The sequence below is a fragment of the Streptomyces sp. WZ.A104 genome (assembly GCF_002382885.1).
Classification (GTDB): Bacteria; Actinomycetota; Actinomycetes; order Streptomycetales; family Streptomycetaceae; genus Streptomyces.
In genome coordinates, this window is sequence record NZ_NWVL01000126.1 from 1 (window position 1) to 12,333 (window position 12,333).

General features: G+C 72.6%; 10 protein-coding genes. 6 read left to right on the top strand and 4 right to left on the bottom strand.

What is annotated here, in order from left to right; translation table 11 throughout:
- Window positions 1-98: 98 nt before the first annotated feature.
- Both CIB93_RS35705 and CIB93_RS35710 read right to left on the bottom strand, forming a co-directional pair.
- A complete protein-coding gene (locus tag CIB93_RS35705; RefSeq protein ID WP_096632948.1) occupies window positions 99-950 on the bottom strand; it encodes a siderophore-interacting protein in 852 nt (283 codons plus the stop codon).
- A gap of 53 nt (window positions 951-1,003) precedes the next feature.
- Entirely contained in the window at window positions 1,004-1,912 is a 909-nt protein-coding gene (locus tag CIB93_RS35710; RefSeq protein WP_179500363.1) for a 5'-3' exonuclease, read from the bottom strand.
- 259 nt (window positions 1,913-2,171) lie between these two features.
- Between CIB93_RS35710 and CIB93_RS35715 the strand changes: the two genes are divergently transcribed.
- From CIB93_RS35715 to CIB93_RS35730, 4 genes are all read left to right on the top strand, one after another.
- A complete protein-coding gene (locus tag CIB93_RS35715; protein WP_096632950.1) occupies window positions 2,172-3,308 on the top strand; it encodes a glycine betaine/L-proline ABC transporter ATP-binding protein in 1,137 nt (378 codons plus the stop codon).
- Window positions 3,301-5,922 (top strand): ABC transporter permease/substrate binding protein, encoded by a 2,622-nt coding sequence (locus tag CIB93_RS35720; protein WP_096632951.1) that lies wholly within the window; start codon window positions 3,301-3,303, stop codon window positions 5,920-5,922. The genes CIB93_RS35715 and CIB93_RS35720 overlap by 8 nt, the downstream gene beginning before the upstream one ends.
- Window positions 5,923-6,085: 163 nt before the next feature.
- Window positions 6,086-6,631, top strand: a complete 546-nt coding sequence (locus CIB93_RS35725) for a helix-turn-helix domain-containing protein (protein ID WP_096632952.1) — start codon at window positions 6,086-6,088, stop codon at window positions 6,629-6,631.
- Window positions 6,632-6,650: 19 nt separating this feature from the next.
- Window positions 6,651-7,361 carry a helical backbone metal receptor gene (locus tag CIB93_RS35730; protein ID WP_096632953.1) on the top strand — a complete coding sequence of 237 codons (711 nt, stop codon included), beginning with the start codon at window positions 6,651-6,653 and terminating at the stop codon, window positions 7,359-7,361.
- Here CIB93_RS35730 and CIB93_RS35735 read toward each other — a convergent pair.
- Window positions 7,300-8,481 (bottom strand): TDT family transporter, encoded by a 1,182-nt coding sequence (locus CIB93_RS35735; protein WP_179500362.1) that lies wholly within the window; start codon window positions 8,479-8,481, stop codon window positions 7,300-7,302. The genes CIB93_RS35730 and CIB93_RS35735 overlap by 62 nt on opposite strands.
- Before the next feature lie 70 nt (window positions 8,482-8,551).
- Between CIB93_RS35735 and CIB93_RS35740 the strand changes: the two genes are divergently transcribed.
- Together CIB93_RS35740 and CIB93_RS35745 are read left to right on the top strand one after the other, a co-directional pair.
- The gene (locus CIB93_RS35740; RefSeq protein WP_096632954.1) at window positions 8,552-9,487 is read left to right on the top strand and encodes a LysR family transcriptional regulator; all 936 of its coding nucleotides are present in this window, start codon (window positions 8,552-8,554) and stop codon (window positions 9,485-9,487) included.
- Between the two features lie 34 nt (window positions 9,488-9,521).
- Entirely contained in the window at window positions 9,522-10,487 is a 966-nt protein-coding gene (locus CIB93_RS35745; protein WP_096632955.1) for a DUF2510 domain-containing protein, read from the top strand.
- Window positions 10,488-10,616: 129 nt separating this feature from the next.
- Here CIB93_RS35745 and CIB93_RS35750 read toward each other — a convergent pair whose 3' ends face one another.
- On the bottom strand, window positions 10,617-11,819 hold the full coding sequence (locus tag CIB93_RS35750; RefSeq protein WP_096632956.1) for an amino acid deaminase/aldolase: 1,203 nt from the start codon (window positions 11,817-11,819) through the stop codon (window positions 10,617-10,619).
- Window positions 11,820-12,333: the final 514 nt, after the last annotated feature.

The following is a 12,333-nucleotide window of genomic DNA, read 5'->3' on the forward strand; positions in this document are numbered from 1 at the left end:
CGCGGCCGCTCCGGGTGTGCCGGCCTCCCGGGGCGGGGCTCGGCGGGCGCGCGGCGGCCCTGGGGCGGCCGCCCCAGGGTGCACCGGCGCCGGGGGGCCTACGCGGCCGTCGTGCCGTTCTCCTGCTCGCGTTCCACCTGCTCGTTCCACTCGCGCTTCACCGCGCGCCAGGCGTCGTCGTTCTGGCCGAGGCGCCAGTAGCCCGAGATCGACAGCTGAGCCAGCGGGATCTGCCGCTCCACGCGCAGATGGCGGCGGATCTCCTTCACGAAGCCCGCCTCCCCGTGCACGAACGCCTGGATCTCGCCCTCGGGGAAGTCCAGCTCCTTCACGGCCGCGGTCAGCAGCTCGCCGACGGGCCGGTCGCCGCGGTGCAGCCAGGTCACGGCCACCCCGTCGGGCGTCACGATCTTCTGCTCCTCCGAGGCGTCCGGCACCTCGACGAAGGCGTGCACCAGCGCGCCCGTCGGCATCTGCTCCAGCGCGGCGGCGATCGCCGGCAGCGCACTCTCGTCGCCCACCAGCAGATGCCAGTCGGCCGAGGCCTCCGGCCCGTAACCGCCGCCGGGGCCGAGGAAGGTCACCTGCTCGCCGACCTGCGCCCGCCGCGCCCACGGCCCGGCGAGGCCCTCGTCGCCGTGCACGACGAAGTCGACGGCCATCTCCCGGGCGACCGGGTCCCACGAGCGCACCGTGTAGGTGCGGGTGGTGGGCCACAGCTCGCGCGGGTAGTTCTCGCGGATGGCGGCCATGTCGAACGGGTGGGCGTAGTCCGCGCCCTCGGGCGCGAAGCACAGCTTGATGTAGTGGTCGGTGAAGCCGGAGAGGGTGAAGTCCGCGAGCCCTTCGCCGCCGAGGACCACACGCACCATGTGCGGGGTGATCTGCTCGGTGCGCACGACCTGCGCCCCCTGGGCCTTGGGTCCCTGCCGGGCCGGCCGCTCTGCCACGAGGTACTCCCTGGTTCGATTACTTAGGTATACCTAAGCTAACACCTCGGGGCTCAGGGCTGAAGCGTGGTCAGGAGCCGCGACAGCGCCCCGCCGAGGCCCCACTGCTCCGCCAGTGCCTCCAGCGCGGCCGGATCGCGCGGCTCGCGCGGCAGCGCCGGGTCGAATGCGGGGAGCGGGACGTCCTTCGCGACCCGGACCACCTTCGGGGCGACGGCCACATAGTCCCGCGACTCGTCCAGGCGCTTGCGCTGCGACGGCGTCAGCTTCGCCCTCGGGTCGTCCACCGCCGCCATGATCCCGTCGAGATCGCCGAAGGCGTCCAGCAGCTTCGCCGCGGTCTTCTCGCCGATGCCGGGCACGCCCGGGAGGCCGTCGCTCGGGTCGCCGCGGAGCAGGGCCAGATCCACGTACCCCGCGCCGTCCACGCCGTACTTCTCGCGCAGCCACGCCTCATCGGTCACCTGGAGCGTGCCGACGCCCTTGAGCGGGTAGAGCACGCGCACCCCGCGGGAGTCGTCGACCAGCTGATAGAGGTCGCGGTCGCCGGTGACGATGTCCACGGGGCCGGTCGCGCGCGCGGTGAGCGTGCCGATGACGTCATCCGCCTCGTACGGTGTGACGCCGACGCGGGCGATACCGAGTGCCGCCAGCACGTCCTCGATGATCGGGACCTGCGGGGAGAGCGTGTCGGGGATCTCCTCCTCGTCGGTCTGTCCGGCGGGTGTCTCCTCGGCGACCCGGTGCGCCTTGTACGTCGGGATCAGGTCGACACGCCACTGCGGACGCCAGTCGTTGTCCCAGCAGGCGACCAGTTCGTCCGGCCGGTGGTCGTGCACCAGGCGGCCGATGAAGTCCAGCAGCCCGCGCACGGCGTTGACTGGCGTGCCGTCGGGGGCGCGGACCGAGTCGGGGACCCCGAAATAGGCGCGGAAGTACAGGGAAGCGGTGTCGAGGAGCATCAGGCGTCGCGTCACAGACCCGATGATGCCCCACGGCACCGACAGTCGCCGTGGGTGACCTCTCGCGGGCGCCGCGTAGTTCCCTGGTGAGGTGGGTCACTCCAGCGTTTGGTGGGCGTAAGGACGGGCAGGCGCGGCACCGGAGTGGACCACGTCGCATTTTCAACTAGTGCATGTGCCATGCGGGCCGAATCCGCACCGCTCCACGGCCTGCTGGTGGGGGTGGCAGACCGTTCTCGGTTCAACGCGTGAGGTGTATGTGTCAAGGCTGCAAGCCGAGCACTTGTACAAGGTGTTCGGCAGACGACCCGATCAAGCCGTGCGGAAGCTCGAAGGCGGCGCGGACCGCGACGAGCTGCGCGCCGACGGAACCACCGCAGCGGTGATCGACGCCTCGTTCACGGTCGAGCCGGGACAGATCTTCGTCGTCATGGGGCTGTCCGGCTCGGGCAAGTCCACCCTGCTGCGGATGCTCAACGGCCTCCTCGACCCCACCGCGGGCCGTGTGCTGTTCGACGGCCAGGACCTGACCGCCCTCACCCCCCGCGAGCTGCGGCACGTCCGCTCCACCAAGATCAGCATGGTCTTCCAGCACTTCGCGCTCTTCCCCCACCGGAGCGTCCTGGAGAACGCCGCGTACGGCCTCGAAGTCCAGGGCGTACCGCGTGAGGCGCGTGAGGCGCGCGCCGCCGAGGCGCTGCGGCTGACCGGACTCGAAGGCTGGGAGAAGTCCTGGCCCGACGAGCTGTCCGGCGGCATGCAGCAGCGCGTGGGCCTCGCCCGCGCCCTGGCCACCGACGCCGACCTGCTGCTCATGGACGAGTCCTTCAGCGCGCTCGACCCGCTGATCCGCCGTGACATGCAGGACCAGCTCCTCGAACTCCAGAAGCGGCTGAAGAAGACCATCGTCTTCATCACCCACGACCTCAACGAGGCCATGCGCCTGGGCGACCGGATCGCCGTGATGCGCGACGGGGAGATCGTCCAGCTCGGCACCGCCGAGGACATCCTCGTCACCCCGGCCAACGACTACGTCGCCTCCTTCACCCAGGACGTCGACCGCTCCCGGGTGCTCACCGCGGGCGCGATCATGGCCGAACCGCACACCGCCATGGGCTCCACCGCGGAGGACGGCAAGGAACTGCGCACCCCGCAGGACGTGCTCGCCGCGGCCCCCGCCGCGGTCTCCGAGTCCACGGCGATCATCGACCTGTTCACGCCCTGCTCGCAGAGCGCGAACCCGGTCGCCGTGACCGACGCCGAGGGCAAGCTCGTCGGCGTGGTCCCCAGCTCCCGGCTGCTCGCCGTCCTCGGCGAGCCGATGCCTCCGGCCGAGGGCCCCCGCGACGCCGAACCGGCGGCGGACGACAGCGTGAAGAAGGTGGCCGGTGTTTAGGCTCCCCCTCGGCGAATGGGTCGACTCCGCGGTCGACTGGCTGCAGACCCACCTCGCCTGGCTCTTCGACGCCATCAGCTCGATCGTCAGCGGCATGTTCGACGGCATAGCCGCCGTCCTGTCCGCCCCCGCACCGCTGCTGTTCGCGGGCATCGTCGCCATCATCGCCTGGTGGCTGCGCGGTCTGCCCGCGGCCCTGCTCACCTTCGCCGGGTTCGCCCTCATCGACTCCGTCGAGCTGTGGGACGAAGCGATGGACACGCTCACCCTGGTGCTGGTGGCGACCCTCGTCACGCTCGTCATCGCCGTACCGCTGGGCATCTGGGCCTCCCGGTCCAAGGCCGTCAGCGCGGTGACCCGGCCGGTCCTGGACTTCATGCAGACCATGCCCGCCATGGTCTACCTGATCCCCGGCGTCATCTTCTTCGGCGTCGGCGTGGTCCCCGGCATCATCGCCACCATCATCTTCGCGCTGCCCCCGGGCGTCCGGATGACCGAACTCGGCATCCGCCAGGTCGACGGCGAACTCGTCGAGGCGGCCGAGGCCTTCGGCACCACCTCGCGCAACACCCTGCTGCGCGTCCAGCTGCCGCTCGCCCTGCCCACGATCATGGCGGGCATCAACCAGGTCATCATGCTCGGCCTGTCCATGGTCGTCATCGCGGGCATGGTCGGCGGCGGCGGCCTCGGAGGCTCCGTCTACCGCGCCATCGGCAACGTCGATGTCGGTCTCGGCTTCGAGGCGGGCATCTCCATCGTCATCCTCGCCATGTACCTGGACCGGATGACCGGCGCACTCGGCACCGAGGTCTCCCCGCTGGGCCGCCGCGCGGTCGCCAAGGCGCAGGCCGCGGCCGAGGGCTGGAAGATCTGGACCTACCGCCCGCAGCCGCTCGTCGCGGTCGCCGGGGTCGTCGCCCTCGCGCTCGTCGCGGGAGGCATGGGCGTCTTCGGCGGCTCCAAGGACGACACCGCGGGCGGGAGCGCGCGGATCGGCGACGGCAAGAAGATCTCCATCGGCTACATCCCGTGGGACGAGGGGATCGCCTCCACCTTCCTCTGGAAGGAGATGCTGGAACGGCGCGGCTTCGAGGTCGACGTCAAGCAGTACGAGGCCGGCGCGCTGTACACCGGTATGGCCAACGGACAGATCGACTTCCAGACCGACTCCTGGCTGCCGGTCACCCACGCCAGCTACTGGGAGAAGTACCGGGAGGACCTGGAGGACCTGGGCTCCTGGTACGGACCCACCTCGCTGGAGCTGGCCGTCCCCGCGTACATGAAGGACGTCCGGTCGATGGAGGACCTGAAGGGCCGGGCCTCCGAGTTCAAGGGCCGCATCGTCGGAATCGAGCCGAGCGCCGGAGAGACGGCACTGCTCAAGGACAAGCTCCTGCCGGGCTACGGCCTCGACGAGGAGTACAAGCTCCTCGACGGCTCCACGCCGTCCATGCTGGCCGAGCTGAAGCGCGCCTACGCCAAGAAGGAACCGATCGTCGTTCCGCTCTGGTCGCCGCACTGGGCGTACAACGCGTACGAGCTCACCAAGCTTGAGGACCCCAAGGGTCTGTGGGGCAAGGGCGACGGCATCCACACCCTGGCGCGCAAGGGCTTCTCCGCCGACAATCCCGAGGTCGGGAAGTGGCTGAAGAACTTCAAGATGACCGAGGACCAGCTCACCAGCCTGGAGGCCGAGATCCAGAAGGCCGGCTCGGGCAAGGAGCAGGAGGCCGTCCGCACCTGGCTGAAGGCCAACCCGGGCGTCGCCGACAAGTGGTCCCCGCTTCCGAAGGAGGACCGGGCCGCCGACGGCAAGGACGAGCGTGACCGTGCCGTCGAGATCGCCTGGTTCCCCTGGGAAGAGGACATCGCCGCCACGTACCTGTGGAAGGCGGTCCTGGAGGAGCGCGGCTACAAGATCAACCTCAAGCAGTTCGATGTCGGGCCCATGTACGCGGCCATGTCGCGCGGCCAGATCGACGTGCAGTTCGACGGCTGGCTGCCGTACACCCAGAAGAACTACTGGGACAAGTACGGCGACAAGCTGACCGACATCGGTTCCTGGTACGGGCCGACCTCCGTCGAGATCGCCGTCCCCGACTACGTCAAGGACGTCAAGTCCCTCGACGACCTCAAGGGCAAGGGCTCCGGCTTCAAGGGCCGGATCGTCGGCATCGAGCCCGGCGCCGCCGCCATGGAGAACCTCAAGACGAACGTCCTGCCGCAGTACGGCCTGGACAAGGAGTTCGAGGTCCTCGACTCCTCGACGCCCGGCATGCTCGCCGAGCTGAAGCGCGCCTACGCCAAGAAGGAGCCCATCGCGGTCCTGCTGTGGACCCCGCACTGGGCGTACAACGAGTACGGCATGACCAAGCTCAAGGACCCGAAGAAGGCGTTCGGTGACGGCGACCGGCTGCACACCATCGGCTCCAAGGAGTTCCCGAAGCTGTACCCGCAGCTGACCGAGTGGTTCAAGGACTTCAAGCTCAGCGAGAAGCAGCTCGCCGGACTGGAGAACGAGATCCAGAAGCACGGCGCGGGTCACGAGGAGGAAGCCGTGAAGGCCTGGATGGACGACAACCCGGGCATCGCGGACACCATGGCACCCCAGTAGGGGCTCCACGGACACGAAAGCACAGGTCGCAAGGGGTGGCCCCGCCGTCGGGCGGGGCCACCCCTTCCGGCTGCCCGAAGGTCGTTTACCGGACGTCGTGCGCAACCATGTGCGTAAGGTGCTGGCAACCGGGAGGATGGCGGGGGCGGGAGGGAGCTCGGAGATGGACGACAAGGACACACCGCGGGTAGGTGCCGCGGTCCGCCGTCGGCGCAGAACCCTGGGGCTCACGCTGGCCACGGTCGCCGCGCGCAGCGGGCTCTCCGTGCCCTTCCTCAGCCAGGTCGAGAACGAACGGGCCCGCCCGAGCGCCCGCTCCCTCGACCGGGTCGCCGAAGCGCTGGAGACCACCACCGCACGGCTGCGGGCCGCCGCCGACTCGGCGCGCGCCGTGGACGTCGTCCGGAGCGAGGAGGGCGAGGGCGTACGCCGGCTGGTGCGCGGCCGCCACCAGCTCAGCGCCCTGGAGTTCTCCGGCGAGCCGGACCTCGGCCGCGAGTTCCAGCACCGCAACGACGAGCTGATGTACGTCGTCGCGGGCGCCGTCGACGTCGAGGCCGAGGGGCAGGTGCACCGCCTGGAGAGCGGAGACACGCTGTTCCTCTCCGGCGGGGTCCGCCACCGCTGGCGCGCCACCGCGCCCGGCACGCGGCTCCTGGTCGTCGCGGTCGCCGAACACATCGACGCCACGTACGACTCGCGGCGCTGAGGGCCTGAGCGGAGTACCCGTGCGCGTCGTCTCCCTCGTCCCCTCGCTCACCGAGGCCGTCGCCCGCACCGCGCCGGGGCTGCTCGTCGGGGTCACCGACTGGTGCACGCACCCCGCGGGTCTGAGCGCCGCCCGGATCGGCGGCACGAAGAACCCGGACGTGGCCGCGATCGCCGCCCTCGCCCCGGACCTCGTGATCGCCAACGAGGAGGAGAACCGGGCCCCCGACCTCGCCGAGCTCCGGGCCGCCGGGCTGACCGTCCTGGTCACCGAGGTCCGCACCCTGCACCAGGCCTTCACCGAGCTGGACCGGGTCCTCGTCGGCGGCTGCGGGCTCGCCCGGCCCTCCTGGCTGGACGAGGCCGAGGCCGCCTGGGCCGCTCTCCCCGCCCCGGCCGGAGAGCCGCGCCCCGCCGTCGTACCGATCTGGCGCAGGCCCTGGATGGTGCTCGGCCGCGACACCTTCGCCGGGGACCTGCTCGCCCGCCTCGGCGTCCGCAATGTGTACGCGGACCACCCCGAGCGCTACCCGCGCATCCCGATCGACGAGCTGAACGCGTCCGGCGCCGAGCTCGTCGTCCTGCCCGACGAGCCCTACCGGTTCACCGCCGACGACGGGCCCGAGGCCTTCCCCGTCCTGCCCGCCGCCCTCGTCGGGGGGCGGCTGCTCACCTGGTACGGGCCGTCGCTGGCCGAGGCGGCACGGGAGCTGCCGTCAGCGCTCCGCTGAGCACCCCGCCCACTGTCCGCGCCCCGGCCACCGCCACCGCCCCCACCAGGAACACGTACAGCGCCACGGACAGCCACGTGAACGCGTCGAGCCCGGTGTGCCGCGCCAGACCCGCCGCGCCGGTCACACACGTACCGACCGGGAAGGTGAACGCCCACCACGTCATCGCGAACCCCATCCCCTCCCGCGCGGCCCGCACCACCATCGCGGTCGCCAGGGCCAGCCACAGCAGCGCGAAGCCCATCACCGGCACCCCGTACAGCACCGCGAACGCGCCGAACGCCGAGACGTAGGGGGCCCCGACCGCGCCCGGGGCCGCGTCGGCCAGCTGGTTGACCGCGGTCGTCGACTGCCCGAGCGGCCCCAGCACCAGAAACAGCGTCGGGGTCAGCGCGAGCAGCAGCGGGCCGTGGTGGACCAGACGGGAGAAGACCAGCGGCAGCACCACCAGCGTGGCCAGCAGCGACAGGCCGAACATCGCGTAGCAGGCCAGCAGCAGCGCCTCGCGCCCCTGCCCGGCCGCGACATGGGGCACCAGCAGCGCGCCCTGCGAGGCCGACACCATCGGCGCGACCAGCGGCAGCAGCCAGACCGGCGACGCGGTCCCGGGGGCGGGACGGTGGCGTACGACCATGAGGTACGGCACCACGACGGCGGCCGCCAGCCCCACCGCCGTACCCGCCGCGAACAGCACCACGTCCACCGCGAGCGCCGCCTGCGCGCCCACGACGTCCCGGCCGACCGTCAGAGTCGCCCCGCCGACCGCGAGCAGGGCCATCGCCAGGCAGCCGTAGAAGGGGGCGACGGCCGGGTCCATCAGATGGGCGCGGGCCTGGTCGCGGTGGCAGAGCCAGTGCCCGGCCCGGGCGGTCAGGACGGTCAGGAGCAGCACGGCCGCCAGGGCCCAGGCCACGGTGCACGCGGCGCGCAGACCGGGCACGTCCACCGGCAGCGCGGCGCCGGCACCCGCGACGATCGCGGTGCCCATGACGCTCGCGTACCAGTTCGGGCCGATGTGCCGCAGGGACGGCAGCCGCGTCGTGCCCGCCGGGCGGGGCAGGGGGAGTGTGGCGGCGGAGGGCGGCGGAACCGAGGTGCGGGTCTGCGGAAAGATGGCCATGCCACGATTCTTCGTGGGGGCGCACCGGTCCACCAGAGGCCCCGTCCCTATGAGGTCATAAGCTGGAGTTATGACCGGCGACGACGTGCACACTCCCCCCGCCCCCCTCTCCCACCGCGTCCCCGACCTCGGGGCACTGGAACTGCTGCTCGCGGTCGCCCGCCACGGCAGTCTCGGCCGGGCCGCGCGGGACGTCGGCATCACCCAGCCCGCCGCCTCCAGCCGTGTGCGGTCCATGGAGCGGCAGCTCGGCGTCGCCCTGCTGGACCGCTCCCCGCGCGGCTCCCGGCTCACCGACGCGGGCGCACTGGTCACCGACTGGGCGCGCCGGATCGTCGAGGCCGCCGAGGCGTTCGACGCGGGGGCCCAGGCGCTGCGCGACCGCCGCGACTCCCGGCTGCGGGTCGCCGCCAGCATGACGATCGCCGAATACCTGCTGCCGGGCTGGCTGATCGCCCTGCGGGCCGAGCGCCCGGACACCGCGGTCTCGCTCCTCGTCGGCAACTCCGCGGCCGTCGCCCGCCGCCTGGTCAGCGGCGAGGCCGACCTCGGCTTCGTCGAGGGCCTGTCGATACCGGAGGGCCTCGACGGCACCGTCATCGCCCACGACCGCCTCGTCGTCGTGGTCGCCCCCACCCATCGGTGGGCCCGCCGTCGAACCCCGCTGCTCCCCGGCGAACTCGCCGCCACACCGCTGATCCTGCGCGAACAGGGCTCCGGCACCCGCCAGGTCCTGGACGCCGCGCTCGCCGTGCACGGCGGCCTCGCCCAGCCCCTCCTGGAGGTCTCCTCCACCACGGCGGTCAAGAGCGCGGCGGAGAGCGGCGCGGGCCCGTGCGTCCTGAGCGAACTGGCCCTCGGCGAGGAGCTGTCGGCCCGCCGCCTCGTCCAGGTTCCGGTCGCGGGCGTACGGCTGCGCCGCCAACTGCGCGCCGTCTGGCCCGCGGGCCACCGCCCCACCGGCCCTGCCCGCGACCTGCTGACCCTGACGGGCCGGGACTCCTGACCCCTCGTACGGCCCCACTCCCTAGAGTGTGGGGATGAGTTACGCGACGCCGCCCGGCTGGTACCCGGACGAGGGAGCCCCCGGTACCGAACGCTGGTGGGACGGCACGGCCTGGACCGCGCACACCCGCCCGCTGGCCGCCGCCCACCCCGACCCCCGGCAGCCGCAGACCCCGCCGGGGTTCGGGCCCCCGTCGGTGCCCCTGCCGCACCAGCGCGTCGCCCAGGACGGGCCCGGGGCCGGCAGCCGCACGAAGGCCGTCGCGATCGCGCTCTGCGGGGTGCTGGTGCTGGGCGCGGCCGTCACCGGGGCCGTCCTCCTCGGCCGTGACGACAGCGGTACGCCGGCGGCCCCGACGACGACCACATCGGCACCGGCCCCCGCCACCCCCCCGACGGCCACCGCCACCCCGTCCGCCGAGGCGGACCCCGACGACGACCCCGCCGTCCTGGTCGACCAGCTCAACGGGATCACGCTGCCGGTGCCCGACGGCTGGGAGAAGCCGGGAAGCACCCTCAACGACGTGCCCACCATCCGAACCAAGGACTCCTACGACTGCCCCGGCGGGTCGTCCTTCTGCTACCACGGCACGGTCAGCACCCGGACCGCGCAGTCGGGCGAGAGCGACCCCAAGGCCCTGGCCGAGGCCGACATCGTCACCGCCGCCGACAACGCCTACGAGGAGGACACCGTGGGCCGGCGCATCCACGGCGGCATCACGTCCCACAAGGTGCTCAAGGCGCAGGAGGTCACCGTCGCCGGACGCACCGGCTACCTCGTGCGCTGGCGGGTCACCACGGGCAAGGGCCCCGGCGGTGTCGTGCAGTCCCTCGCCTTCCCCTCGACGGTGGGCAGCGAGACCCCGGTGATCGTCCGGTTCGCCTTCGACGCGGACGTGGCGGAGCTGCCGCTCTCGCTGATGGACACGATCATGCGGGGCATCCGGCCACTGGGCGACAGCGGGACGAGCGGGGGAGTGGGCGCGTCGATCGGCCCCTGAGACGGGGATACGAGCGCGGCCGGGTCCGTCCCGTCAGGGGTACGGACGGGTCCGGGTCCGTCCCGTCAGGGATACGAGCGCGGCCGGTTCCACCTCGTCAGGGATACGAGCGCGGCCCGGACCGTCCCGTCAGAGGAACGTCCGACCCTCGCCCCGGTACGTGGGAACGCTCGCCGTGACCCGGTCGCCCTCGATGAGGTGCAGAGTGTCGAAGCGCTCGCACAGCTCTCCGGCCTTGGCGTGGCGGAACCACACCTTGTCGCCGATCAGCAGATCGTCGGCGGGGGACCCCAGCAGCGGCGTCTGCACCTCGCCCGCGCCCTCCTGCGGGTCGTAGCGCAGCCCTTCCGGCAGATACGGCACAGGCGAGCGGTCAGCCCCGGCCGCCCCCGACGCCGGATAGCCGCCGCCCAGCACCGTCACCACGCCCACGCCGGGCCGCCGCACCACGGGCTGCGCGAACAGCGCCGCCGGACGGCCGGTGAACGAGGTGTAGTTGTCGAACAGCCGGGGCACGTACAGCCCCGACCCGGCGGCGATCTCCGTGACCGCGTCCTCGGCCGCCGTGTGCTGCACGCTGCCCGTGCCGCCGCCGTTGACGAACTCCAGCTCCGGCGCGACCGCCCGCACGGCCCGCACCACCTCGGCCCGCCGGACCGCCAGCTCCTTACGTGCGGTGGCCTGCATCAGCCGGATCGCCCGGGACCGCAGCGGCCGCCCCGCCAGCGCGTCGCCGACCCCGGCGACATGGCCCTCGTACGCCATCAGCCCCACCAGCCGGAAGCCCGGCCTGCGCGCCACCGAACGGGCCAGCTCGGCGAGTTGCGCGGGGGAGCGCAGCGGCGAGCGCAGGGCACCGATCCTGATCCGCCCGCCCAGCATCCGCAACGAGGTGTCGAGCTCCAGACAGACCCGGATCTCCTCGCCCCCGCCGCCCCGGGAGGCGTCGATCAGCTCCAGCTGGGAGTGGTCGTCCACCATCACCGTCACGGCCGCGGCCAGCTTCGGATCGGCGGCCAGCTCCGCGAAGGCGCCCCGGTCCGCCGACGGATAGGCGAGCAGGACGTCGTCGAAACCGGCCCGGGCGAGCCACAGCGATTCCGCCAGCGTGAACGACATGATCCCGGCGAACCCGGGCCGCGCGAGCACCCGCTCCAGCAGGGCCCGGCACCGCACCGACTTGCTCGCCACCCGGACCGGCTTCCCGCCCGCCCGGCCCACCAGATCGTCTGCGTTGTCGTCGAAGGCGTCCAGATCGACGACGGCGATCGGGGCGTCGAGATGAGCGGTGGCCCGGTTGTAGCGGGCCCGGTCAGCGGCGCGGGCAGTCATGGCCGCAGCTTGCCAGAGAGCCGCGACGACTGGGTAGGGGACGATCGGGACAGATCCCCGCGCCCGGGGCGTCCCGTTCCCCGCCGCCCGCCCGCAGCCCGTAGAGTGACGTGCACGCGAGCACCAACGGGCCTGTCAGTCATGGTGATCCGTGGTCGGTACGAGAACGTGTACGCAGGGGGCCGGATGAGTACCGAAGCGCAACGCGCTCCCGTGCCTCCCCGCCCGACGACCCCTCCCGCCCCTGCCACCTCGTCGGCCCCACCGCAGCCGTCGGCCTCATCGGCCCGACCGGCCTCGGCACCCCCGTCGGCCCCACCGCGTCCGCAGACCCCGCCCGTCGCGCCCCCGCCGCGCCCGGCCGCACCTGCGGCCTCCGCCGCTCCCGCGACCGGGACGTCCGCCCCTCCGCACCGGAGCGCCCCCGCGCGCCCTCCGCACCAGGACACCCCCAGCGCCCCGCACCCCCCGCACGTGGGCCCGCCCCCCGCCACCACCCGGCGCAGGCCCGTCG